Origin of the sequence: Fructobacillus cardui, from assembly GCF_963580785.1 — a bacterium.
GTDB classification, from domain to species: Bacteria; Bacillota; Bacilli; order Lactobacillales; family Lactobacillaceae; genus Fructobacillus; species Fructobacillus cardui.
This window is the reverse complement of record NZ_CAUZLS010000007.1, coordinates 57326-80547: the sequence shown is the minus strand read 5'-3', so window position 1 is coordinate 80547 and position 23222 is coordinate 57326. Positions and strand designations below refer to the sequence as shown.

The window sequence follows — 23222 nt, the reverse complement described above, 5'->3', positions numbered from 1 at the left end:
TTACATTATTTGATCAGCTTTCATGACACAGATTAGAACCACTTTAGCGCTATTTTTCTCATATATCTTCTAAAAAAGCCGATATTAAACCGGCTTTTCTTCTTTATTTTCTTCTCGGATTTTAACCAACAATTGTCGCATTCGTTCATTATCGGCTGGCTGGCCCAGGGTAATTCGGACCCAACTTGGGCTTAAACGCTGGCTGATTTGCAAGCCCTCTTTCAAGAGAGCTTGTCCATAGGGCTTAGCGTCACCCACTTGAACCCATAAAAAGTTTGTTTGTGAAGGGTAAAATTCAAACTGATTTTCTCGCAAAAAATCTTCAAACTTGTTGCGTTCAGCCTGAACCTTTGCAACCGTTTTTTGCAGGTAGTCTTGATCCAAAACAGCAGCCGTGCCGGCCTCAATTTGAAAATCAGACAAGTTATAGGGCAAGCGAACAGCATTCAACTTTTGGGCTAATGCTGCATCCATCATGCCGTAACCAATCCGCAGGTTGGCCAATCCGTAGGCCTTCGATAAGGTGCGTAAGATAATCAGATTTGGATAGTCAGCCAAAAGTGGCACGACAGTATTGTCGCTTGTATCAGCAAAATCGATGTAAGCCTCATCAACGACTAAATAAACGGACTCTGGTAATTGCTGCAAGAGTCCTTGAATGTCTGCAGCAGATTCCAAAACGCCTGTCGGATTGTTGGGATTCGCCAACCAGACCATCGATGTCTGGTCATCCACCGCAGCCAAAATGCCCTCAAAGTCCACATGACCAGTGCTGGCATCAACGGCAACCGACTTCGTTTTTGCCTGCTCAATTTGGGCATGAATGGCATATTCACCAAAAGTTGGTGCAGGGACAATGATGTTTTGTCCTGGTTCTAGCGCTAGTCGGGTTAACAATTGAATCAATTCATCGGCACCCACACCAAAAACTAACATTTCGGGATCCACTTGGTTTAATTGAGCCACCGCCTGGCGCAATTTTTGCGCGGAACCATCTGGATAATAGTTCAATCGGTCAAAGGTCACCGCCGCTAACGCTTCTTTAACTTTTGGTGTTGGACCATACACCGACTCGTTGGCCGACAAACGGGCCAACGTTTCCAATTGGTACTGGTCTTTAATAGCTTCAAGGGGTTGTTCTGCCTGATAGGCTTTCAATGCTGCAACTGATTTTTTCATAAGTTCACCGCCAATCTGATCGTTCGTGTAATTTGGACTTTTGGCCGACCCGCGAGCCAAGTTCTGCTTGAATGTCTGCTAAGCTAATCCCCTGATCAACCAACAGGACCATCAAGTGGAAAAACAGGTCAGCGGTTTCATACGTTAGTTCTGCTTGGCTGTTTTTGGCACCAACAATCACCTCGGTGCTTTCTTCGCCAACCTTCTTCAAAATTTTGTCCAGTCCTTTATCGTAAAGGTAAGCGGTATAAGACCCCTCTACCGGATTTTCTTTTCGTTCCAAAACTTGGTCATAGAGTTCTTGTATTGTTTGTTCCATTTTGTTTTCCTTTCAAAGAAGTAGCGATAAACGATTTTGACGAGCTTATCTCACGACTGACTGCCCACTGTGTCTTGACTGAACTGATTTTCCAGTGAGTCAACCGGATTGAAAAAACAGGAGTAAGCATTCGTGTGGCAGGCCGGTCCTGCTGGTTCAACTTCAATTAAAACCGTATCTTGGTCGCAATCCAACGTCATCGAAATCACTTTTTGGGTATTGCCCGAGGTTGCGCCCTTGTGCCAAAGTTCTTGCCGTTCGCGCGACCAAAACCAGGTTTGGCACGTTGCAATCGTCTTCTCATAGCTTTCTTGATTCATATAAGCAAGCATCAGCACCGCCTTGGTCTTGGCATCCACGACAATTGCTGGAATCAAACCGTTTTGGTTATCCTTATTAAAATCAGCTGTTACCTGGGTCATAGACGGACCTCCACTTGTTCTTCTTGCAAATCTCGTTTCAAATCAGGAATGGCAATCTGGTTATAGTGAAAAACCGAAGCAGCCAAAGCAGCATCAACAAAACCGTCAGCAAAGACATCAACAAAGTCCTTGGTTGTACCAGCCCCGCCAGAGGCAATAATCGGAACATCGACAGCCGCGGTTAATTGCTGATAAAGCCGTAAATCATAGCCCTTTTTCTGGCCATCAGCATCAATACTTGTCACCAACAGTTCTCCAGCGCCAGCCTGAACCAACTCTTGCGCCCACTTAATCGCATCGAGTTCCGTTGGCTTCGTCCCTCCTGAAACATAAACGCGATAAAATCCCTTGGCAGGGTCCCATTTCGCATCAATTGCCCCGACCATTGCTTGGGCACCAAAGACTTGTGCCCCGGCCGTCACTAGACCTGGATCTTTAACGGCAGCCGAATTCAGAAAAATTTTGTCGGCCCCCGCCTGAATCAAACTCGTCATCTCATCCAGTGAGCGAATTCCACCGCCAACCGTCAGTGGAATGAAAATTTCTTTTGAGACCTGGTCGACAACTGATTTCATTGTGGCCCGGCCTTCAATCGTGGCCGTGATATCTAAGAAGACCAGTTCATCGGCACCCATCTCTTGGTAACGCTTGACCAATACCACTGGATCGCCAACGGCGCGAATCTGGTCAAAGGAAATTCCCTTGACAACTTGGCCGTTTTTAATATCCAAGGCTGGAATAATTCGTTTCGCTAACCCCATCTTCTGCCTCCTTTAAATCAGCCAACGTCAAATCACCGTCATATAGCGCACGACCAACAATCATATCGACCAACCCGTTTTCCTGTAGCGTTGCAATATCGGCCAGTGTGCTGACACCGCCACTGACAACAAAACGACTTGCGGGAAAGTCTTGCTGCAATTGCTTTAGTAGGGCCACATTCGGACCCGAAAGCGTGCCGTCACGACTAATATCGGTCACGATAAAGTTGGTCACTCCCAGGGCAGTCATGGCTGAAACGACTTCTGCAAAACTTTGTTGACTGGCCTCAGTCCAGCCTGCCGTCTTCACTTGACCATCTTGGCCATCAACACCGACCACAATTTTTTCTGGGCCAAAGAGGGTAACCGCTTCCTGCACCAATTCAGGATTTGTCACGGCAATTGATCCGAGAATAACCCGATTAATCCTGAGTTGCAGGTAATCATCAATCTGTTGCAGGGTGCGAATTCCACCGCCTAATTCAAGGAAAATATCGCTATTTTCTCGTAAGCGTCGAATCAAATCAGCGTTAACGGACAACCCTTTCTTGGCACCATCCAAGTCAACCAAGTGAACCTGCCGTAGACCTGCCGCTTCAATGGCCTGCAGTTGGGTAAGTGGATCCTTTTCGACCACCATCTTCTTTTGGTAATCACCTTGATAGAGACGAACTGATTCGCCGCCAAGCAGGTCAATCGCTGGAAAAATCATACGCCCACCACCATTTCTTGGAAACTTTGCCAAAGTGACAGCCCATCCAGTCCTGATTTTTCAGGGTGGAACTGGACGCCAATCACATTCTTATTCACCACAATGCTTGGTACTGCAACCTGACCGTAAGGAACCGTTGCCGCAATATATTTTTTGTCCGTCACCACGTAATAGCTGTGGACGAAGTACGTATACTTATCATCAATCGTCTTAGCCAACGGATTTTCCAACCGAACCTCGTTTTTATTCCAGCCCATTTGCGGCACTTTATAATTTTTTTGTTGGGGTAAGGCAACTACCTGACCTGGAATCAAACCCAAGCCCTCCGTTTCACCAAACTCTGTCGATGAATCCAACAAAAGCTGCATGCCCAAGCAAATGCCCAACAATGGGCGGCCCGATTTTGCATAGTCCTTAATGGGCTCCACTAGTTCAGCTGCTTTGAGTTGGTCCATCGCCTTCGCAAAAGCCCCCACGCCCGGCACCACCAGGCCATCCGCGCTGGCAATGTCTGCCGGATCCTTTGAAATCTTGACCGACATACCCGTGTATTCAATGGCCTTGGCCACATTCAACACATTACCAGCTCCATAATCAACAATCACAATCGTCATCTGATCCTCTTCTTTCTCAAATCGTCCCTTTGGTCGAATTGACACCCTTGATTTCCGGATTAATCGTCACGGCTTGGCGCATCGCCCGCCCCATTGCCTTGAACATACTTTCAATTTTGTGGTGAGTATTACGACCATACAAAACTTCGATGTGGACATTGGCTCGTAGCTGGTCGCTAAAGCCCTGCCAAAAGTCCTCCACGACTTCCGTTTCAAAGGTCCCAAGTCGTTGGGCTGTTAAATCAGCTTGGAAGACGAGGTATGAACGGCCAGATAAGTCAACCACCGCCCGGGTCAACGTTTCATCCATCGGCACAAATTGGGCACCATAACGTTCAATACCAACTTTGTCTCCCAACGCTTCTGCAAAGGCCTGGCCCAAGGCGATGCCGATATCTTCTGTCGTGTGGTGACTATCAACTTCCAAATCACCCGTGGCCTTAATTTCAAGGCCAAAGCGACCATGCTTAGCAAACAAATTGAGCATGTGGTCTAAGTAGCCAATGCCACTGGAAATTGTTGCAGGACTCTGGTCATCCAAGTCCAATTTCAGGCTGATTTGCGTTTCCTTTGTGTTGCGAACAATCGTCGCTTGTCGTTTAGTCATCTGCATTCACCCGACTTTCAATTGCTCGTGCGTGCCCTTCTAGTCCCTCTTCTCGTGCTAAGGCCGTTACGAATGGGGCATCTTTTACGAGCGCTTATTGGTCATATTCTAAGTATTGAATTTTCTTTTGAAAATCCCAAACCCCCAAGGCCGAAGAAAAACGAGCTGTCCCTCCGGTTGGCAAGATGTGGTTCGGTCCAGCCAGATAGTCTCCGAGCGGTTCAGAGGCTAAAGGTCCTAAAAAGACGGAACCAGCATTTTGAATTTGATCTAGATACGAACTTGGGTTCTTCAATTGAATTTCCAAGTGCTCAGGAGCCAGCTTATTCATCGTATCCAGCATTTCTTGGACCGTTTCTACCAGGTAAATCACACCATTGTTGGCAATTGATTGGCTGGCAATCTCGCGCCGAGGTAGTTTAGCCAATTGTTCATCAACCTCTTTCATTACCCCCTGTGCCAGATCGGCCGAATTGGTCACGAGCATGGCTTGTGCCCGCACATCGTGCTCAGCCTGGGATAATAAATCAGCGGCCACATTCTTGGCATTGGCCGTCTCATCGGCCAGGATACCGATTTCTGAAGGACCGGCAATCATGTCGATGGCCACGGTCCCATAGACCTGACGTTTTGCTTCGGCGACGTAGGCATTCCCCGGTCCCGTAATTTTATCAACTTGCGGAATTGTTTCAGTCCCAAATGCCAGCGCTGCAATGGCCTGGGCACCACCGATTTGGTAAATTTCATCAACACCAGCAATCGAGGCAGCCACGAGGACCGCCGGATTAATCCCCTTTGCTTGTGGTGGCGTCACCATCACAATTTGGTTCACGCCAGCAATCTTAGCTGGAATGGCGTTCATCAAAACAGAAGATGGATAGGCGGCCGTCCCACCCGGAACATAAATTCCAACGGCAGCTAGTGGTGTCACCTTGGTACCTCGAATCACACCCGGACGACTTTTATCTTCAAAGGACTGAGCCCGTTCCAACTGGTGAAAGGACCGAATATTTTCGGCGGCTTCTTTCAACGCCGTAACGACCTTTTCGTCAACTTGATCAAAGGCGGCTTGAATCGCAGCCGCTGGCACCCGGAGGTCGTTTAATTGAACGCGGTCAAAGGCTTGGCTATATTCCTTTAACGCTTGGTCCTCCTTTTTTTGGACCGTGGCAATGATATCTTGAACTTGCTGCGTCAAAACTTCATCCTGTCGATTCGTATCTGACCGCTGTCTCAATTCGGCTAAGGCTGTTGGTGTCATTTTTTCAATAATTTTCATTCTTTTACCTCTTCTTTCGGTGCAACTAGGTTTGCTAAGCGCTTAATAACGGTCGTCAACTCATCTTGGTACTGGAGCAAGGACCCCTTACGAACCAGGAAGTGAGTCGCTACTGGGCCAACTCGGTCGAAAATTTGTAAATGATTTTCAACCAGCGTTCGACCAGTTTGGGTAATATCAATAATGCCATCAGCCAAACCGGTAATTGGCCCCAATTCAACGGACCCTTCGAGCTTGATTAATTCGACATCCTCTCCCTGGTCGTGAAAGTATTGACTGGCTAACTTGGGATATTTCGTGGCGATGCGGAGTCGGCTGATTTTTTCCGGTTCGAAGTCCTCGCAGGCTGCTAAAACGAACTCTGCCTTCCCGGTTTGCAAATCCAACACGTCATAGTGATTTTGTTCCTGTTCGGCAATCGTGTCCGAACCGACAATGCCGACATCACCAATTCCCTGGTCCAAGTACTTCACCACATCGTTGGCCTTTACTAGGATAAAACGGTAACGGTTGTCGGCCGTGTCGAAGACTAATTTACGCGCCGGATTGTCCAATTGACTCGTATCGACACCGGCCTTTTTCAGTAATGGACGCACATCCTGTTCGACCCGTCCCTTGGCCAAAACCACAACAATCGGGTCTTGGGCCGATAAGGAAGACAAATCACGTTGCCGGTCAGCTAAGACCGTTTCAACTTTTAAGGCCATGCCCATGGCCGGAACCGTTTCTTGGTCGGCTTTTGAAAGCAGTCGGTCGTAGCGCCCCCCAGAAAAGAGATAGTCACCTAGACTTGGGACAAAGCCACGAACTATGGTGCCGGTGTAATATGGTTGCGGTGAAACGGCGGCCAAGTCGACCGTCACGGCCACATCGGGATAGTGGAGGTGCGTGTAGTCTGCTAAACGCACCCAATCATCCATAATTTCCTTCACTGCCGGAATTCGTCGGAGCTTTTCCATGGCCGACTCCCCGTTTTCGCCAAATGCCAGCGGCCAGTTGGCTAACTCGGCTGGGAAATCAGGAATCTGTGCCTTTAATTGCTCAAAGCGGGAAATGTTTTTTTCCTCAATTGCCTGCTTCATTTCAATACGGATGCGGTCGTCCAAATCAAATTGCCCCAAAATCAAGTCAATCAACCGGGCATCACTCAGGACAACCTGAACATCGACAATGCCAAAGCGCTGGGCAAAGGCTAACATCGTCTCTAAGGCTTCAATTTCTGCCTCGAAGCTTTGTTCGCTAATAATTTCAATCCCGGCCTGCGTTTCCTGGTTGTAGTCACCCGATAGATTCACGATTTGGTGAAAGACATCGCCGAGGTAGTACAAACGGGTCACAGTTGACGTCGTTTGGTTCGCCGCGAGAAAGCGAGCAATTGGTAGGGTCAAATCAGGCCGTAAAACTAATTTTTCACCCATGTGGTCAAGCAGATGGAAAACTTTCTTTTCCTGATATTGGTCAAAGACATTCTCTTGCTCGATCAATGGTGTGCTGACGGGGATATAACCTTGATCGTTCAAAACATTAATAATGGTTTGCTCAATTTCCTGCTTCTCTTTCAACGTTTCACCATATTCATCACGCGATCCTGCAGCTAACATCTTTTTGTTCATTGTTTGTACCCTTTCTGATTGGTTCAACCAACTAAAAAAACGCCCAAACAAACTCGAATCGAGTTTGTAAGGACGTTTTCACGTGTTCCCACCTACATTCCACTTCTTGCTTACGCAAAAAATGCTCAATAACCTTCTAACAAAGGCCTGTTTGATATCGGAAACAACCGGGTTAGTTTTTGGACTAATCTGCTCGTTAGTGTGTTTTCATCTTGGTGCTGGCACTCATCTCAATGCGTTAGCTTGAGCACTCCCTGTACAGTTAACCAATAATTACTTGTCTAACTTCTGCGTATTACTATTAAGTTATTTTCATTCTATAACTTTATTTTCCTTTCTCAATACTTTTTATCATTATTTTTTAATCAAATAATAAACATCCTCATTGTTTTTCATTAATAATCGCCGACAATTCGTTATAGACCAGGCCTAAATCGGCCACCTCGTGGGCATCTGATCCATAGGTCATCGGCACCTGTAAATCAACAGCCTGACGTAAAATTGTTGAATTTGGATAGCTTTCACCACAAAATTCTTTGCGCAAACCCGCGGCGTTGACGTCTAATTCATAACCCTTTTCTAGAATGCTCGTCAAAATAGCAGTGATTTTCTGTTGGTTTTCCTGGTCAAAACCAGGAAAGTCAAAATACTTTTGAAACTTACGAATCAATGTAATATGACCAATCCGAACTGGTGTTGACAAACCCGTGTCAAAATCAATACTTTGCTGAACTGCAGTTAAGTACTTGTTAAATAAGGCCTGCGGATCCTGTAATCCCGTTGAAAAAAACGTTTTAACTGGTCGGGATCGTAATCAATCGGTCCAATCAAACCATAATCATTTTCCAAAAAATGCACCGATAGGACAATTTCATCAATCCAGTCAGCATTTTCTTGCAAAAAGACCTGCGTTTCAGCCTCGTATCCCGGTAAGTAATCAACCTCAAATCCCTGATGGATACGGATTTTTTCCCCGTATTTTTCTTTCACTCGAGCAACTTCTTCTTTGTAAGCGACCAGTTCACTGGCAAGCATGGCCGAGTCATCATCCTGACTTCTCGGTCCGGCATAAGTAGCTAAAAAGCTCTCTGGTAAGGGCGCATGCTCCGTCACCACATAATCGGTAAAACCAAGTTCGATTGCTCGTTCAAGATATAAATCAAGGGGTTCCTGACTTCCGTGGTGTGACAAGCGCGTGTGCGTGTGGCCATCTTTCTTCATCGTCTCAAAGACTCCTTCTCATCTTTTCTTCATCAAGACTAATAAAACACCACTATGCTATCATATTCCTAGGTAAATAGATACTTTTACTCAAAAAGACCTTTCAAACAATCAGTTTCAATTGTACCCACTAATTATGAAATCTAACCGTCCATCTAAATCGGTTTTTGCTCTTTTAACCAAAAAATCGCCATGGTCCAGCTGAGTTTTAAGCACTAAAAAACCCCGAAAGTGTAGGCCTTTCGGGGCACAGTCCATACGACTGCAAGATTTTAACTTGTTGTAGGATGAATTTTTTGTGACTTCGCTTCCATCCTAACCTGGACTGACCAAGTTGGCCTCACGTTTCATAAAGAACGATGCCTGCAAGGATTTGGCGTTTGCCAAGGAATTGTTTACGATTGCTGAGTTTTTGCCCAACATCATCTTTGTGTTCAGAGAAAACTTGTTCTTCATAGACAGTACCTCCAAGAACTTAATCCTTTTAGGAAACGGCCGGCCATTTCCTTAATTGAATTATACAACGCTTTGTCAAAATAGCAACATTAATTTTTAATTATTTTTTTGACAGCTGTAATCTCCCTTTCATAGTTTCTTCATAAAATCAGTGATCGGTTCCCTACCTTCCTTCCACCCATTCAAGGGGTCAAGGTCATCACCCACCGCCATTTTCCTCTTATCCAGCCACAGTACAATTGTTATTTTGTTGACTTTGCATTTCGTTGAGCAATCATGTTAAAATCGTACCTGGATTCAAGAGAAGTAAAAAATTAAGGAGAAGATTACTTGTTTAAAAATCAAAAAAGAAATCCACTGTTCCTACTGGCATTAATACCCTTAGCGTTGACAGGCTTATCCAGGCACCTCAGTCCAATCGAGTATAATTTGGCCTTTAGCCTTTTTGTTGCTACCGTGGCAATTGCCCTTTTGCCACTACAGAAAAATAGCGAAAACGATAACTTGGTTCGTCCCCGCTACTTCAAGTTGATGACCATGATTTTAACTGGGCTCTTTGCCTTTTCGGGTAATTTTCTTTACCAGCAAGAAATCGATTGGCAAATGGCAACACAAAATAGTGTCAGCGTTTACCCAGTCTTCATCGCAGTAATCTTGCTGCCGGCGGCACTAGTATACCTACTCGAATGGCACACTCATAAAAATTAAAAAAAGGCCAGCACTCAAAATCTGAGTGCTGGCCTTTTTTTACTTATTGAGGGGCAAGAATACCACTTTGAATGCGACGTTGTTTCAAAAACCAATAATCTTCAGGATTACCAATAAGGGCCGTAAACGGCACCGGTTCTCGACCTGCTAAGCGAATTTTTTCTTCTAAAAAGCGCTTTAAAATCCAGGGTTCTTCAATATAGGCCGATTCCAGCGACAAAACAGCTTGTAAGTGTTCCGGCGTTGTTTGCAATGCAGCCGCAACCCGGTCAACCGACCAATTCAGAATCGCAAAATTTTTCTGCAATTCTGCCCGTGTGGCGACTTGCTCATCTACTGTTAATGACATCAAATCCCCTCCTGATTTTTCCTAGTTTTCTTTTTTAGCAGGATCTTGCAACAAGCAGAAAGCCAAAACACCACCAACAGCAGTAATCAAAAGTGAAGCAACCGTCACACCACGCATGCCGGCAAAGAAGGCGTTATCAGTCACGGCCTTCAATGTCGAGTGGAATGGTAAGTGCGTCATCTTAGCACTGGTCACAAAAGCTTGGCTGGCAAATGGACCGGCATCGATTAAGGCATGCTTAATGACAGCAAGAACTTCTGTCGGAACACCCGTAAAGGTCATGTGGTTGTTCAAATAGTTGTCATACTGGTTCGTTTGTGACAAACCAAGGATGACGACACCAAAAGAAACACCCAATTGACGGAAGACGTTAATCAAACCAGACGTCATCCCGATTTCTTCTGGCTTGGCACCGGCCAAACCGGCAGTATTCAACAATGGGTTAATCAAAGCGTTTGAAATTCCCAACAAAGCCATTGGCACGAGCAAATCAGTATAAGCTAACTTGGTTGTCATTGCGTTTAAGAAGGCCAAGAAAGACAAGGCAGACAATAACAATGAGCCAGAAATCAGCTTCCGCGTTGAAAACTTGCTACTCAAGTAACCCGTCACTGGGCCAAGAAAAAGCGCCCACATCGTTAATGGAATCTGACGGACACCCGTACTAAAGGCTGAATAACCCATATAGTTTTGCATCAAAGACGTCAAGAAAACGTTGTTTGAATAAATAGCGGACCCTAATGCAAAGGCAACAAAAACCGCTCCGACAAAGTTCTTGTTCTTAAAGAGTGCTAGATTCATCATTGGCTTGTCAATCTTCAATTCAACAAAGATAAAGATTGCCAATAAGACAGCTGCAGCTAGCAACCACAGCGCAATTTTAGGACTCGTCCAAGCCAAATGTGGGTTATCTTCCTTTTGAATTAAACCAAAGACGGCTGAAAAGATGGCAACAGCTGAAAGAAACATACCCGCAAAGTCAATCTTTTGTCCCTGACCATAACTTGGTGTTTCTGCTACCGTCAAACAAACTAAGATGGCTGCAAAAATACCAATTGGCACATTAACGTAGAAAATGGCTGGCCAACCAAAGGCCTCAGACAAGATACCACCAATCAAAGGACCGGAAACCGTTGAAAGTCCCATCACAGAACCTAGAATTCCCATGGCAAAGCCACGTTCCTTTCCTTCAAAAATGGAAGCGACCAAAGCCATTGAGATGGTCATCAATCCACCACCACCAAAGGCTTGAACGGCACGGCCGATGTCCAAGACTAACAAGCTTGGTGCTAATCCGTTCACTCCGGAAGCAACCACGAAGATGATCATACATGTCAAAAACATCTTCTTGCGACCATACATATCGGCCAATTTTGACAAAACTAAAATCACGACAGCATATGAAATGGTATAGGCACTAATGACCCATTGAACGTTACTGAAAGTCGTATGAAAGCTCTTCACCATCGTTGGCAAGGCAACATTGACGATATTCACGTCCAACAAGCCCATGAAGACACCCAAAGATAAGGCTAAGAGTGCCCACCAGCGCTTCGTCGAGCGCTCGTTTGTATTATTCATGCTTTATTCTCCTTTAATTCTTGCAGAGATTCATCAATCCAGGCCAGCTTGGCTAGCGCCAGGTTATCCTTTAAGGTAATTGTTTTCAGCCCCCATCGGTAAAAATCAGCCCGCTCGGGGTGATCTTTTGTCTCTTTTCGATAGTGCGTGGACAAGTCCTGGTAAACATTACGGTCCGTTAAAATGGCATTGCGATAATCGGTTAAAATTTCTATTTTCTTATCTTTTGCCAAATACGAAAAGGACCGGAACTTAAAATGATAGGAATTATCACGATTGGCATCCTGGGCGACCGGCTCGTTGATTAATTCGATTAGTCGCTCGTGGCCTAACTCGGTAATATGAAAGATTTTTGAATTCCGGACATTCCCGTCGACACTTTGAATGAAACCGGCCTTTTCCATCCGATTTAAAACTGGGTATAGAACACCATTTGATATCTTGCGTCTGGGTACCACTGTCGAGCCTAAAACAATGGCGAGCTTATAGCCCGACATGTCTCGTGAACTCAACATTGATAAAATCAACAGATCGTACATCAACAGCCTCCTTTTAATGAATTTCCTTTAACAAGTCGAAATGACAGGTCGTTTCAACTTGTTAACCGAAATTACTATACACCCATTTCAAAAAAAGGCAAGGCTTTCAAACCAACTTAGAAAAAAACGGTTGAAAATGATATGAACCCCGAATTTTAGGGTTCATCTACCAAACAAAAAAGTAGCCATAAAAATAAAAAAAAGGCAAAAAAGGATGGTCATCTCAGCGATGACCATCCTAATTTTTATGCCACAGATTTCTTGGCAGTTAAAGTTTTTAACCTTGTTCTGTTTAATAGCAGTGAACTTGTTACAACCGATAACGAACTAAAGGCCATGGCGAGCCCGGCTAATTCAGGACTTAGAATAAAGCCGATGCCATAGAAGAGACCCGTTGCAACGGGAATACCCAAGACGTTATAAATAAAGGCCCAAAATAAGTTCAGCTTAATCCGATTAAAGATTTTGGCACTCAACTCAATGGCTGTCGCCACATCCTGCAAATCGTTCTTAACTAGGATAATATCCCCAGATTCGATGGCAACATCTGTTCCAGACCCCATTGCAATCCCGACGCTGGCAGTTGAAAGTGCCGGTGCATCATTGATTCCATCACCAACAAAGGCAACAGCACCTTCTTGCTGGAAGGCCAGAACATGATCCGCCTTATTGTTTGGCATCACTTCCGCAATCACCTGGTCGATACCAACTTGGTCAGCAATTGCCTCTGCTACCAATTGGTTGTCACCAGTCAGCATAACGGTCTTCAATCCACGTGCCTTCAAGTCAGCAATCGCCTTCTTCGAGCTGGCCTTTGGTGCATCTTGAATCGCAATCAAACCAATCACACGCTCTGCTTCACCAACTAAGACCACGGTTTTGGCTTCGGCCTGTAATTCTTGCATCTTCTTTTGCAAGTCAGGATCAATTTGGCGCTCGGCCAATAACCGGGTATTCCCAACAAAGACCGTTTGACCGTTCACTTCGCCTGTAACACCCTGTCCCTCAATCGCTGCAAAATTCTTCGCACTCTCTTGGTTATTCAAACCTAATTTTTCAGCATAATCCAATACGGCAATTGCCAAAGGATGTTCTGAATTCTTTTCCAATTGCCCAGCCAAAGTCATAATCTTTGTTTCCGGACCGATAACATCAGTCACGACTGGTTGACCAACCGTAATCGTCCCAGTCTTATCAAAGATAACCGTCTTCACTTGGTTCACGGCTTCCAGTACTTCACCGTTCTTAATTAAGATACCGTGCTTTGCACTCAAGCCAGTACCAACCATCAGGGCGGTTGGTGTCGCCAGACCCAATGCACAAGGACAAGCGATTACTAAAATTGAAATAGCGAAGACCAACGCCGTTGACAAGGCGGAGCCAAGGAAGACGTACCAAATCAAGAAGGTCGCAATCGCCAGAATCAAGACAACCGGCACAAAGATACTCGAAACCCGGTCCGTCAAATTCTGAATTGGTGCCCGACTGGTTTGAGCCTTTTTCACCATCTCCACAATCTGAGAAAGCATTGTTTCTTCACCAATTTTATCGGCCTTAAAGACAAAGGAACCATTGGTGTTGATGGTTGCACCAATGACGGCATCGCCCGCCCTTTTCTCGACTGCCATACTTTCCCCAGTTACCATTGACTCATCAACCGTTGACTGACCATCAACAATGGTCCCATCCACGGCAATTTTTTGTCCAGGTAAGACTTTGATTAAGTCGCCAGTGACTACTTGGTCTAATGGAATTGTGACTTCTTGCCCATCGCGAATGACGATAGCATTCTTCGCCTGAAGGTCTAACAACTTTTCAACGGCACTGGAAGCATTTTTACGCATCCGTTCCTCAAAAACTTGTCCTAACAGGATAAAGGTTACGACCAAGGCCGCTCCTTCGAAGAAGACTGGCTGTCCAACAGTCATTGCATAAATACTATATAGGTAAGCCGTCATTGTCCCAATCGCCACAAGGGTATCCATGTTGGAATGGTGCTTCTTAAAGGATGACCAGGATGACTTCAAAAATGGTGCAGCAGAAACCGCCATGACAATCGTCGTCAGCCCAAATTCTGTAATGGTGCCACCCGGCAAGTGAAAACCAAAGGGCATCAAAACCATCTTAACAAGCATCGGCACTGAAAAAATCAAAGCAATAATAAAGCGCCGACTGGTTGTCAATTTTTGCATTTGTTCTTTACCTCTTAAACCCTTTGAACCTATTGAACGATGACCTTTCCCTTGACCATGTTCATGCCACAAGCAAATTCAAATTCGCCGGCCTGGTCAGTTGGGATGGTAAAACTGATTTCTTCGTTTAATGGCAACTTTGATTGGAAGCCAAAATCATGTGACTGAACAGTGTCTAAACAACCACTTTCGCTGACGCGCTTAAAAGTTAAGGTTGCTTGATCTCCTTTTTGGAAAGTCACCACGTTTGGTTGGTATTGTCCGTCAACTGTGACTGTTTGTTCTACTTTTTCTGCCATGATTATCTCCTTTTTATAAGTAAACTTATTAATTTTATATTGATATGAAAAATTTTATTCCACAGTTATCTGGCCATGGAACATATCCATGCCACAAGCCCATTGGTATTGACCTGGTTGGGCAGTATTAATTTTTAGCGACACTTTTTGTCCCTGTGGCAACTCTTGGTTAATGCCAAAATCAGTAAATACCACGTGATCCAAACATCCAGAAGGATCGGTGCGAGTGAAATTCAAGGTCGCTGGCACTCCCTGCTTCAAAACAATATGCTCAGGTGAATAACCACCGTCGACATGAATGTCAATCGTTTGCTGGTTGTCATCAAGAGTCGCTTCTGCACTATCAACCTTATGTTGACCAAAGAACCACCAAATAATAAAGGCGATTGCCGCTAGACCAGCCAGCATAATCAAAATTTTATCCATAAAATACTCCCGATTTTTGTTTTTGTGAACACCGCCTGTTAGTTCGTCAGTCTTTGTTTTAATGATGGGCCATTGCACAAGAATCATCATCTTCATGAAGGCAATGACAAGCAACCTGGTCCGGAGCACTTGCTTCGCGTTCATCTAATATCGCCCGGATATTTTGAATATCCGTTTTACTCAATGGTTCTTTTTTGATGAGTGCCGTTAAGAGCGTCCCCTTATAGGCATCACAAACAGAATCAAAGAACCGGTTCGCGTTATAGTCGGTTGCCTCGTTTTCAGCTACAACCGGTACGTAGGTAAAGACCTTTTCTGATTTGTCGACTGCAATCATGTCCTTATCTGTCAAACGCCGGATGAGCGTTTTAATGGTTGAAGCTGACCAGTCATGCGATAACTGAGCTTCTTCAACAATTTCACGACCCGTTGCCCGTTTCTTCGTCCAAATAATCCGCATAACCGCTTGTTCGGTATCAGTGATGTTAATGATAATCCTGTCCTCCGTTCATCAAAACAAATCGTGTTTACATTTGTAAACAACACAATGAGTATAACTTGATAGTTTACGTTTGTAAATAGTAAAATAAAAAAACATTCCCAAATTTGGAAATGTTTCTGATTAATCATTGGTTAATGGCTAATACAAGCCTTATTTTTCTTGCGTTAGGTTAATTAAAATCTTCGCCTGCGATTGGTCGGTTGTCAAAACATCAAAACCATCCGTGATAATATCGTCTAATTTAATCTCACTGGTAATAATCGGTGCCACATTAATTTGGCCACTTGTTACCAGGTTCACCGTCTGCTGAAAAGTTTGCCGCGAATAGGCAATCGTCGAAGTTAAATTGACCCCACTATTCGTTAACGCCATTGGATTAAATTGGATAGCATGAGCATAAATGGAGACCACAACCATATAACCACGCGCTTTTGTCGTTTTGATGGCTTGATCAAAAGTTGCTTGCACACCAGCAATTTCAAAACTAGTGTCTGCCCCCTCCGGTAGTATCTGACGGACAGCTGCCACGACATCGCTGACCTCACTTGGATTAATAATATCAGTAGCACCCATTTTAAGTGCTTTTTGCAACCGAATGGTCGATAAATCAACAACAACAATTTTGGTTGCACCGGCCGCTTTCGCAGCAGCTGTGACCATCGCGCCAATTGGACCAGCACCAAAAATCACAACGGTTTGTCCAAAGGTGAGATGGGCCTCCTTAATCGCTTGCACAGCGACCGCAGTTGGCTCAATGACCGCTGCTAATTTCAAGGAAAAATCCTTCGGTAATGGATACAAGTTTTCAACTGGGACATTGACGTAACCAGCAAAACCACCGTCCGTGCTCAGTCCGATAAAGCTATAACCATCGTAGACATCCACATTATCGGGTAGCACACCCTTGGTAATCGTTGGGTTAACGGACACATGATCGCCAATTTGGAAATCATGGACATTTGCACCAAGCTGATCAATTTGACCAGAAAACTCGTGCCCCATTGCGATAGGTGCCTGCCCCCCAGTTAAGGGGTCAGGAAACTCAGTCGGAATAAAAACCGGCCCCTCTAGATATTCATGCAGGTCGCTACCGCAAATACCAGCATAGGCCACCTTAACCCGGACTTCATTTTCTTTAGGCTCTGGTAAATCAGTTTCCTCAACCCTTACATCCTTTTTACCGTGCCAAATAGCTGCTTTCATGACCAACCTCTTTCCATTAACTAACCAGTGTTAGTTAATTATTGTGAACTTTATATCATGATACAAGTACATTATAACACTGTTTATCAGTAAAAACGCTGTTTTTATGCTGATTTTGTTTTTTATCAAACAAATTAATGCGAAAACCGTAACTAATATCTAAACATTCTCCCTCACCTTAGAACAAACAAAAAAGCTTTCATCGTTGAAAGCTTTTTCGCACGATTTATTTGCTTTTGGTTAAGTTCACCAAGATTTTTTCTTCAGATGGATCACCGATTAACGGTAATAAACCCTTCTTCAAGAAATCAGCTAAGCGAATCTCAGAAGTAATTAGCGGTTCGACCTTAAGTTGGCCACTGATTACTAAATCAACCGTTTGTTGAAAAGTTTGGCGTGAATAAGCAATGGAAGTCACAATCCGCACACCCGCATTCATGAGCTTACGGATATCTAAACGAATTGGCTGCGGAAAAATCGAAACCACCACAACAAAGCCACGCGGTTTTGTTACAGCAACTGCTTGGTCAAAGGTTTCCTGAACGCCCGCGACCTCAAAAGATACATCCGCTCCGTCCGGCAAAATCTGAGCAATTTTTTGTTCAACATCCACTACTTGACTCGCGTTGACCGTGTCAGTCGCCCCAATTTCAAGAGCCTTTTGCAAACGAACTTCTGCTAGGTCAACAACAACAATCCGTGAAGCACCTGCGGCACGAGCGACCTCTGCTAACAACACGCCAATTGGACCAGCACCAAAAATGACCACAGTCTGACCAAAAGACAGGTCCGTTTCCTTGACTGCTTGAACGGCAACAGCTGCTGGTTCCATTACTGCGGCCGATTTTAACGAAAAGTTCTGTGGCAAATGATAAAGGTTTTGAACCGAAACATTCACATAGGGCGCTAGACCACCATCATTACTCAGTCCAATAAAGCTATAACCATCATAAACATCGACATCGTCAGGGGATTCTCTCTTGGTAATTGCAGGATTGACCGCCACGTGATCGCCCACCTGAAAATCGTAAACATCGGTTCCAACAGCTTCAACCACTCCTGAAAATTCATGACCAAGAACAATCGGTGCCGCTTCATTTGTCAATGGATCAGGGAAAGTCGTTGGAATTAAGACTGGTCCTTCTTGGTATTCATGAAGGTCACTGCCACAAATCCCAGCATAAGCCACCTTAATCGTCACTTCATCGCTGGCCAGTGGTTTAAGATTCACTTCTTCAATTCTGATATCTTTGGTTCCATGCCAAACAGCTGCCTTCATGTAAAACTCCTGTAAAAATCAACGAATTTACCGCAATATCATTGCATTAATATTCCAAATTAGTTACAGCATAACAGGAAATCGGATATTTGTCATCACTTTGACGCTGGTTATTTTCTAAATGACAATTTAGAATGCTACCTCATCAAAAAAGCTGAAAAATGATTGCCAGTCCGACTATCACCCCACTGGCAGTGAAAACAGTGCATCATTCCCCATTCCACTTTTTTAGTATTGATTACCCATTTGAACAAAATAAGTCATTAATTTAGATTGAACATTTTAACACCTCTCACTTTCACCATGCTTTTCTATTAATTCTCATCAAATCCTTACTTACGAGAAAAAACTTTATATGCTAAGTTGGAATTACTAAGAAAAGGAGCATTGATGAATGCCACGTAATTTTAAAGAAGAACTGATTTTCATGTTGATGATGGCTGGCCTGATGGTCTTAGGCATGTCCATTTACAATATTTACCTCGCTCAGGGACTGACGGATGGTTTCTGGCACGAAGTCGTTGTCGGCTACCCCGTCGCTTTAATCGTCGCCATGGCTTGCGACGGTTTCCTCGTTGGTCCATTAGCTAAGATGCTGGCCTTTAAACACATCATCCCCCGCTTCAAAGCAACTGATGGTCTTCAGATTCCTCTGACCATTTCCATGCTCATGGTTCTGGGCATGGTTACTTGCATGTCCCTCTTTGGTGTTTTAATCAACGGTCACTCACTGTCAGCTTATCCAAAGGCTTGGATTTTTAACCTGCTTTTGGCTTTACCTATGCAAATCTTGGTGGTCGGCCCAATCGCTCGCGCTGTTTTAGCAAAGGCCCAAGGGCCCGTTGCACCAGCTAAAAACTAAGCTAGACAAAATTTCAACCAACACAAAAAGTATCCGCCAATGCCTCGCTGATTTAAAATATGTCAGACAAACTGACGGATACTTTTTCTTTACGCTTCAATTGCTGTGAGCATTTTAATCCTTTGGCTCAACTTGCTTTGGCAAAAAGATTGCCGGAATAAACATCACGATGGTGATGGCCACGGACCACCAAAAGGCATGTTGATAAGCAACAATGTTAGCACCCAAAACACGGTGCGTTGAAACGTAAGCAGCAACGACAGTCGCTACCAAGGCAGAACCAAAAGCACCGCCAACGTTTTGGAAGATCCGTGCGCCAATGTTGGCTTGCGGAATCAATTCCTTTTCCATACCCAAGAGAATCGTCGTCATCAGTGGCATAATCATACCACCGACTCCAAGGCCACGAACGAAAAGCGCAGTACTGACAATGACCATGTTCGTGCTGGCATTAATCCAACCAAACGGAATCATCCCAATTAATGCCAATGAAAGGGCCAACCAAACCACGTAGCGAACACCAATGCGATCGAGTAATTTCAGCAAAACCGGACGAATCAACAACATCCCAATTCCTTGAGGCAACAGCCAGAGCCCCGTTTCCAAAACGGACATCGACCGACCCTGCTGGAAGTACAATGGCAAAATCAGCATCGGTCCATTGGTGACCATCCCAGCCAAGATCAAGTTAATCGTCGTCGCTGAATAAACCGGTGACTTAAACAAAGCAAGTGGCAAGACCGCCTGGTCCTTTTTGTACCGGCCCCAAATCCAGTAGACAACAAAGGCCAACAAACCAGCAATCACATAGAGACGGGTATCGGGATTGTTAAAGCTGGCTAAATCGCCTGCACGGGAAAGGCCATAAATAACAGCAGCCGAACCCAAGCCCAGCAAGGCAATACCGAAGGCATCGATGCGTGCTGATTTATTAAAGGCCGGAATATCCGGCACCTTCCAAAAATTCAAACCGGCTGCAATAATCATAATCGGCACATTAATCCAAAAAATCCATTGCCAGTTACCATATTCAACAACAAGTGCTCCAATAATTGGCCCAAAGATGGGACCAACCATAATCGGCAACATCACTACCATCATCAGCTTTTGCAAATGTTCGCGTGGCGCAATATTCACTAACATCGTTGTCACCAACGGAATGATCAAGCCGGCCGCAAAGCCTTGGACGCTTCGGTACAGAATCAAAGCATTGATATCATGACTCAATGCAGCCCCCACCGAAGACAAACCAAAGAAAATCTGTGCTGCCAAAAAAACGCATTTCCCATTAAAGCGCTGCGTTAACCAGCCAGAGAATGGGACAGCAATACTCATAGCCAAAACGTAGGCCGTAATAATCCACTGCACATTCGCTAGCGTGGTATGCAAATCACGACCGATATCATTAATGGCGATATTGGTCATGGTCGTATCAAGCATGGGCGCCAAAAGGCCAAAAGCCAAAATTAGCGCAACATTGCGTATTTTTTTAATTTCCATTTTTCCATTTCCACTCTGTTTAATTTATTTGAGGAAATAAGGAACAATTTGTTCTCTATTTCAATCCGCTGATTAATATACTTGGCTGCTAACTAAAAGCCAATAAGAAACATAACGTTCCTTATTTTTTGTGTTAAACTATTTTTATGGAAAAAGAAACGCAAACAAGAAAACGTGGGTTAGCCCTCGAGCAGACAATTTACGCAGTGGCACTACGTCTCTTTGATCAAAAGGGCATTGATGCGGTCACTTTTAAAAATGTTGCGCACTACGCCAAAACATCCCGCAGTGTCTTGTATCGCCGTTGGGATTCACCATCTGCCCTCTTAGTGGATGCCGTCCACCATTGGGCACACGAAAATTCTGGATTCCCAGAGGATTTGGATACGCAATCCTTTCCCGATACTGGTAGCCTTCGTGGCGACCTGATTGAAAACGCCAGGAAAATCGAAGGCCTGCATGAACGAATCAACCAATATTTAATTAAATTTACACTCTACCAAGCTGTCAACGGTGAAACTATCAATGATGATTTTTTGAAAAAAGCCGAGGAAGGTGCCGTTGAGCTTGGAACTTTGTTAGCTACTAGGGCCATCAAGCGCGGTGAATTAAAGATAGTTCCCAGCAAAGAGGTTCTCATGCTCTTGGGTAATATTCGCCGCTACTACTCCTTTATCGCTACCCAGCAAGCGCCTGACCCCGAAGAATTAATTGACCAAATTGTTTTACCAGCTTGGTTAGCCAACCAGCAGTAAAATCAGCATTGGCCTGCGGGCCGTTATTCCACCACCAAACAAAAAAACCTTTCAGAAAAACATTTCTGAAAGGTTTTTGTTATTAAGGAAGGTTTGAGGCCGGCATGCGTTCAACCGAAAGGGTATTTTGAACGATAACCGAACCAACATTAGCCCTCAGATTCAATCAACTGAGATCCTAATTCAAAATTATGTGAATAATCAACTGGTACATCAACAACAACCGGTCCTTCTGTTGCAAAGGCTTCTGTCAAAACAGCATCAAGGTCAGCTGGCGTTTCAACCCGCAGTCCCTTAGCACCAAAGGCTTCGGCATACTTCACGATATCAATATTACCAAAGTCAACACCGGCGGCTTGGCCGTCATACTTCATTTCTTCTTGGAACTTGACCATGTCGTAATGGGCATTATCGTTCCAAACGATATGCACCGTGTTCAACTGCAAGCGGACAGCCGTCTCCAATTCCATTGCGGAGAAGAAGAAGCCACCATCGCCAGAAACGGAAACTGATTTAGCATTTGGACGAACCATCGCAGCGGCCATTGCCCAAGGAAGGCCGACCCCAAGTGTCTGCATGCCATTCGACGTCAAGAAGTGACGAGCGACGTATGACTTAAAGTGACGGGCCATCCAAATATAATGTGAGCCAATATCAGTCGAAACCGTCATGTCATCGGTCACGTGATTTTGCAGAGCCTTGATGACATTCAGTGGATGGTTCAAGTTGGCTTGTGCCGGCGTGTAAGATGGTTCATCCGACGCCTTCAAATCAGCCTTTAACTCTTGCAAAGTGCCATGACTTTCTGCCGGCACCTGATAACTCGCAACCTTCTCCGTCAAAAGCGTCAATGATTGGGCCAAATTACCAACTAATTGGCGCGTTGGCACAAAGTTATTGTCAATTTGAACTGGCGTAACATCCATTGCGACAATCTTCAAATCGTTTTCCTTGTTCCAATTTCGTGGTTCGTACTCGATGGCATCGTAGCCAACCGTCACAACCAAATCAGATTGCTTGAGTAACTTGTCCCCTGTCTGGTTACGGAAAAGACCAACCCGACCGAAATATGATTGGGCCTCCAGTTCACGGGAAATCACACCAGCGCCCTGGAAGGTTTCAACGACAGGCAAAGGCGTTTGCTTCAACAATGTGTGCAAAGCCGCCACTGTATCGTCGTCTGAGCCACGGGCACCAACAAGCAAGACGGGCAACTTGGCATTCTTAATTTGTTCGGCCAACCAGTCTAAATCAGTTAAGGCCGCTGCCCCCTGGCGCGGTTGGTTGACAACCGGCAATGCAGGGCTGGTCACTTCAACATCATCGACATCCTGTGGCAAAGAAACAAAGGCTGCTCCACGCTTCGTTCCGTTCGCTGCTCCAAAGGCATTAGCGATAATCTCAGAAATATTGTTTGGATCTTGAATCTCAGAACTAAACCGGGTCACGCTTTGAAACAAAGCGGCCGAATTTGTCGATTGGTGCGTCAACCGATACAAGTCACGACGAGGAACCTGACCCCCGATGGCCAAAACTGAATCACTTTCGGCATTAGCAGTCATCAAGCCCGTTACCAAGTTTCCAACCCCAGGACCAGAAGTGGCAATCACAACACCAGTCTTACCAGTAATCCGCGAAAATGCCTGGGCCATAAAGGCGGCATTTTGCTCATGACGAGTCACGATCAACTTTGGTACCCGCTGTCCTGGTTGTGGGTGCTCCAGTGTCTCGAACAAACGGTCAATCTTCGCTCCCGGAATTCCAAAAACGAGATCAACCCCGTGATTCACCAGGGAATCTGTGACGATGTCAGCACCATGTTTTTTCATTTTAAATTTTCCTTC

General features: G+C 44.9%; 25 protein-coding genes and 2 pseudogenes. 3 read left to right on the top strand and 24 right to left on the bottom strand.

Annotated features, from left to right (window positions below; genetic code table 11):
- Nucleotides 1-84: 84 nt before the first annotated feature.
- The 13 genes and pseudogenes from hisC to AABI20_RS06710 all read right to left on the bottom strand — a co-directional run bounded on the left by hisC (nt 85) and on the right by AABI20_RS06710 (nt 9183).
- A complete protein-coding gene (hisC, locus tag AABI20_RS06770) occupies nt 85-1179 on the bottom strand; it encodes a histidinol-phosphate transaminase (RefSeq protein ID WP_338347217.1) in 1095 nt (364 codons plus the stop codon).
- 4 nt (nt 1180-1183) lie between these two features.
- Nucleotides 1184-1498, bottom strand: coding sequence for a phosphoribosyl-ATP diphosphatase (gene hisE / locus AABI20_RS06765; protein ID WP_338343816.1), 315 nt, complete (start codon nt 1496-1498; stop codon nt 1184-1186).
- Nucleotides 1499-1548: 50 nt separating this feature from the next.
- The gene (hisI, locus tag AABI20_RS06760; RefSeq protein WP_338347215.1) at nt 1549-1920 is read right to left on the bottom strand and encodes a phosphoribosyl-AMP cyclohydrolase; all 372 of its coding nucleotides are present in this window, start codon (nt 1918-1920) and stop codon (nt 1549-1551) included.
- Complete coding sequence (hisF, locus tag AABI20_RS06755; RefSeq protein ID WP_338347213.1) at nt 1917-2681, bottom strand: imidazole glycerol phosphate synthase subunit HisF; 765 nt, start codon at nt 2679-2681, stop codon at nt 1917-1919. Before hisF ends, hisI begins: the two co-directional genes overlap by 4 nt.
- Complete coding sequence (gene hisA, locus AABI20_RS06750; RefSeq protein WP_338347210.1) at nt 2641-3393, bottom strand: 1-(5-phosphoribosyl)-5-[(5-phosphoribosylamino)methylideneamino]imidazole-4-carboxamide isomerase; 753 nt, start codon at nt 3391-3393, stop codon at nt 2641-2643. The genes hisF and hisA overlap by 41 nt, the downstream gene beginning before the upstream one ends.
- Entirely contained in the window at nt 3390-4007 is a 618-nt protein-coding gene (gene hisH, locus AABI20_RS06745) for an imidazole glycerol phosphate synthase subunit HisH (RefSeq protein WP_338347256.1), read from the bottom strand. Before hisH ends, hisA begins: the two co-directional genes overlap by 4 nt.
- Nucleotides 4008-4023: 16 nt before the next feature.
- Nucleotides 4024-4614 (bottom strand): imidazoleglycerol-phosphate dehydratase HisB, encoded by a 591-nt coding sequence (gene hisB / locus AABI20_RS06740; protein ID WP_338347208.1) that lies wholly within the window; start codon nt 4612-4614, stop codon nt 4024-4026.
- Nucleotides 4607-5893, bottom strand: a pseudogene (hisD, locus tag AABI20_RS06735) (histidinol dehydrogenase). Before hisD ends, hisB begins: the two are co-directional and overlap by 8 nt.
- Nucleotides 5890-7506, bottom strand: coding sequence for an ATP phosphoribosyltransferase (gene hisG, locus AABI20_RS06730; RefSeq protein WP_338347206.1), 1617 nt, complete (start codon nt 7504-7506; stop codon nt 5890-5892). Before hisG ends, hisD begins: the two are co-directional and overlap by 4 nt.
- A 382-nt stretch (nt 7507-7888) precedes the next feature.
- Nucleotides 7889-7975, bottom strand: coding sequence for a PHP-associated domain-containing protein (locus tag AABI20_RS06725; RefSeq protein ID WP_235271962.1), 87 nt, complete (start codon nt 7973-7975; stop codon nt 7889-7891).
- Nucleotides 7976-7978: 3 nt separating this feature from the next.
- A pseudogene (locus tag AABI20_RS06720) lies at nt 7979-8233 on the bottom strand (histidinol-phosphatase HisJ); the annotation flags it as partial.
- Nucleotides 8234-8244: 11 nt separating this feature from the next.
- Nucleotides 8245-8727 (bottom strand): histidinol-phosphatase HisJ, encoded by a 483-nt coding sequence (gene hisJ / locus AABI20_RS06715; protein WP_338347204.1) that lies wholly within the window; start codon nt 8725-8727, stop codon nt 8245-8247.
- A 315-nt stretch (nt 8728-9042) separates the two neighbouring features.
- On the bottom strand, nt 9043-9183 hold the full coding sequence (locus AABI20_RS06710) for a hypothetical protein (protein WP_161795091.1): 141 nt from the start codon (nt 9181-9183) through the stop codon (nt 9043-9045).
- Nucleotides 9184-9513: 330 nt separating this feature from the next.
- Between AABI20_RS06710 and AABI20_RS06705 the strand changes: the two genes are divergently transcribed.
- Nucleotides 9514-9891: a hypothetical protein gene (locus AABI20_RS06705; protein WP_047975055.1), complete on the top strand. Its 378-nt coding sequence runs from the start codon at nt 9514-9516 to the stop codon at nt 9889-9891.
- A 43-nt stretch (nt 9892-9934) separates the two neighbouring features.
- On the opposite strand, the gene AABI20_RS06700 is transcribed toward AABI20_RS06705, so the two are convergent.
- From AABI20_RS06700 to AABI20_RS06660, 9 genes are all read right to left on the bottom strand, one after another.
- Nucleotides 9935-10240, bottom strand: coding sequence for a DUF2316 family protein (locus AABI20_RS06700; protein ID WP_338347202.1), 306 nt, complete (start codon nt 10238-10240; stop codon nt 9935-9937).
- A 21-nt stretch (nt 10241-10261) separates the two neighbouring features.
- Entirely contained in the window at nt 10262-11821 is a 1560-nt protein-coding gene (locus AABI20_RS06695; RefSeq protein ID WP_338347200.1) for a DHA2 family efflux MFS transporter permease subunit, read from the bottom strand.
- Complete coding sequence (locus AABI20_RS06690) at nt 11818-12360, bottom strand: PadR family transcriptional regulator (protein WP_338345464.1); 543 nt, start codon at nt 12358-12360, stop codon at nt 11818-11820. Before AABI20_RS06690 ends, AABI20_RS06695 begins: the two co-directional genes overlap by 4 nt.
- 245 nt (nt 12361-12605) lie before the next feature.
- Nucleotides 12606-14552, bottom strand: coding sequence for a copper-translocating P-type ATPase (locus tag AABI20_RS06685; RefSeq protein ID WP_338347198.1), 1947 nt, complete (start codon nt 14550-14552; stop codon nt 12606-12608).
- Nucleotides 14553-14581: 29 nt separating this feature from the next.
- Nucleotides 14582-14851 (bottom strand): cupredoxin domain-containing protein, encoded by a 270-nt coding sequence (locus tag AABI20_RS06680; RefSeq protein ID WP_047975050.1) that lies wholly within the window; start codon nt 14849-14851, stop codon nt 14582-14584.
- A 54-nt stretch (nt 14852-14905) separates the two neighbouring features.
- A complete protein-coding gene (locus AABI20_RS06675) occupies nt 14906-15277 on the bottom strand; it encodes a cupredoxin domain-containing protein (RefSeq protein WP_338347196.1) in 372 nt (123 codons plus the stop codon).
- 58 nt (nt 15278-15335) lie between these two features.
- A complete protein-coding gene (locus tag AABI20_RS06670; protein ID WP_255360191.1) occupies nt 15336-15761 on the bottom strand; it encodes a CopY/TcrY family copper transport repressor in 426 nt (141 codons plus the stop codon).
- A gap of 168 nt (nt 15762-15929) precedes the next feature.
- Nucleotides 15930-16982 carry a 2,3-butanediol dehydrogenase gene (locus AABI20_RS06665; RefSeq protein ID WP_338347194.1) on the bottom strand — a complete coding sequence of 351 codons (1053 nt, stop codon included), beginning with the start codon at nt 16980-16982 and terminating at the stop codon, nt 15930-15932.
- 226 nt (nt 16983-17208) lie between these two features.
- Entirely contained in the window at nt 17209-18261 is a 1053-nt protein-coding gene (locus AABI20_RS06660) for a 2,3-butanediol dehydrogenase (RefSeq protein ID WP_338347192.1), read from the bottom strand.
- Between the two features lie 394 nt (nt 18262-18655).
- Here AABI20_RS06660 and AABI20_RS06655 point away from each other — a divergent pair, with 394 nt between their 5' ends.
- Nucleotides 18656-19123: a DUF2798 domain-containing protein gene (locus AABI20_RS06655; RefSeq protein WP_047975045.1), complete on the top strand. Its 468-nt coding sequence runs from the start codon at nt 18656-18658 to the stop codon at nt 19121-19123.
- Nucleotides 19124-19237: 114 nt separating this feature from the next.
- Here AABI20_RS06655 and AABI20_RS06650 read toward each other — a convergent pair whose 3' ends face one another.
- Nucleotides 19238-20623 (bottom strand): MDR family MFS transporter, encoded by a 1386-nt coding sequence (locus tag AABI20_RS06650; protein ID WP_288846229.1) that lies wholly within the window; start codon nt 20621-20623, stop codon nt 19238-19240.
- A 146-nt stretch (nt 20624-20769) separates the two neighbouring features.
- Between AABI20_RS06650 and AABI20_RS06645 the strand changes: the two genes are divergently transcribed.
- Nucleotides 20770-21378 (top strand): helix-turn-helix domain-containing protein, encoded by a 609-nt coding sequence (locus AABI20_RS06645; protein ID WP_047975043.1) that lies wholly within the window; start codon nt 20770-20772, stop codon nt 21376-21378.
- Nucleotides 21379-21527: 149 nt separating this feature from the next.
- On the opposite strand, the gene alsS is transcribed toward AABI20_RS06645, so the two are convergent.
- The gene (gene alsS, locus AABI20_RS06640; RefSeq protein ID WP_338345460.1) at nt 21528-23207 is read right to left on the bottom strand and encodes an acetolactate synthase AlsS; all 1680 of its coding nucleotides are present in this window, start codon (nt 23205-23207) and stop codon (nt 21528-21530) included.
- Nucleotides 23208-23222: the final 15 nt, after the last annotated feature.

What these genes read in the sequence shown, in the direction of transcription:
- AABI20_RS06690 (WP_338345464.1), bottom strand. Translation starts at nt 12,360, where the DNA reads ATGTACGATCTGTTGATTTTATCAATGTTGAGTTCACGAGACATGTCG.
- AABI20_RS06655 (WP_047975045.1), top strand. Translation starts at nt 18,656, where the DNA reads ATGCCACGTAATTTTAAAGAAGAACTGATTTTCATGTTGATGATGGCT.
- hisH (WP_338347256.1), bottom strand. Translation starts at nt 4,007, where the DNA reads ATGACGATTGTGATTGTTGATTATGGAGCTGGTAATGTGTTGAATGTG.
- hisC (WP_338347217.1), bottom strand. Translation starts at nt 1,179, where the DNA reads ATGAAAAAATCAGTTGCAGCATTGAAAGCCTATCAGGCAGAACAACCC.
- hisI (WP_338347215.1), bottom strand. Translation starts at nt 1,920, where the DNA reads ATGACCCAGGTAACAGCTGATTTTAATAAGGATAACCAAAACGGTTTG.
- AABI20_RS06725 (WP_235271962.1), bottom strand. Translation starts at nt 7,975, where the DNA reads ATGACCTATGGATCAGATGCCCACGAGGTGGCCGATTTAGGCCTGGTC.
- hisA (WP_338347210.1), bottom strand. Translation starts at nt 3,393, where the DNA reads ATGATTTTTCCAGCGATTGACCTGCTTGGCGGCGAATCAGTTCGTCTC.
- hisG (WP_338347206.1), bottom strand. Translation starts at nt 7,506, where the DNA reads ATGAACAAAAAGATGTTAGCTGCAGGATCGCGTGATGAATATGGTGAA.
- AABI20_RS06685 (WP_338347198.1), bottom strand. Translation starts at nt 14,552, where the DNA reads ATGCAAAAATTGACAACCAGTCGGCGCTTTATTATTGCTTTGATTTTT.
- hisB (WP_338347208.1), bottom strand. Translation starts at nt 4,614, where the DNA reads ATGACTAAACGACAAGCGACGATTGTTCGCAACACAAAGGAAACGCAA.
- AABI20_RS06700 (WP_338347202.1), bottom strand. Translation starts at nt 10,240, where the DNA reads ATGTCATTAACAGTAGATGAGCAAGTCGCCACACGGGCAGAATTGCAG.
- AABI20_RS06645 (WP_047975043.1), top strand. Translation starts at nt 20,770, where the DNA reads ATGGAAAAAGAAACGCAAACAAGAAAACGTGGGTTAGCCCTCGAGCAG.
- AABI20_RS06665 (WP_338347194.1), bottom strand. Translation starts at nt 16,982, where the DNA reads ATGAAAGCAGCTATTTGGCACGGTAAAAAGGATGTAAGGGTTGAGGAA.
- alsS (WP_338345460.1), bottom strand. Translation starts at nt 23,207, where the DNA reads ATGAAAAAACATGGTGCTGACATCGTCACAGATTCCCTGGTGAATCAC.
- AABI20_RS06650 (WP_288846229.1), bottom strand. Translation starts at nt 20,623, where the DNA reads ATGGAAATTAAAAAAATACGCAATGTTGCGCTAATTTTGGCTTTTGGC.
- AABI20_RS06680 (WP_047975050.1), bottom strand. Translation starts at nt 14,851, where the DNA reads ATGGCAGAAAAAGTAGAACAAACAGTCACAGTTGACGGACAATACCAA.
- AABI20_RS06675 (WP_338347196.1), bottom strand. Translation starts at nt 15,277, where the DNA reads ATGGATAAAATTTTGATTATGCTGGCTGGTCTAGCGGCAATCGCCTTT.
- hisE (WP_338343816.1), bottom strand. Translation starts at nt 1,498, where the DNA reads ATGGAACAAACAATACAAGAACTCTATGACCAAGTTTTGGAACGAAAA.
- hisF (WP_338347213.1), bottom strand. Translation starts at nt 2,681, where the DNA reads ATGGGGTTAGCGAAACGAATTATTCCAGCCTTGGATATTAAAAACGGC.
- hisJ (WP_338347204.1), bottom strand. Translation starts at nt 8,727, where the DNA reads ATGAAGAAAGATGGCCACACGCACACGCGCTTGTCACACCACGGAAGT.
- AABI20_RS06710 (WP_161795091.1), bottom strand. Translation starts at nt 9,183, where the DNA reads ATGAAGAACAAGTTTTCTCTGAACACAAAGATGATGTTGGGCAAAAAC.
- AABI20_RS06695 (WP_338347200.1), bottom strand. Translation starts at nt 11,821, where the DNA reads ATGAATAATACAAACGAGCGCTCGACGAAGCGCTGGTGGGCACTCTTA.
- AABI20_RS06660 (WP_338347192.1), bottom strand. Translation starts at nt 18,261, where the DNA reads ATGAAGGCAGCTGTTTGGCATGGAACCAAAGATATCAGAATTGAAGAA.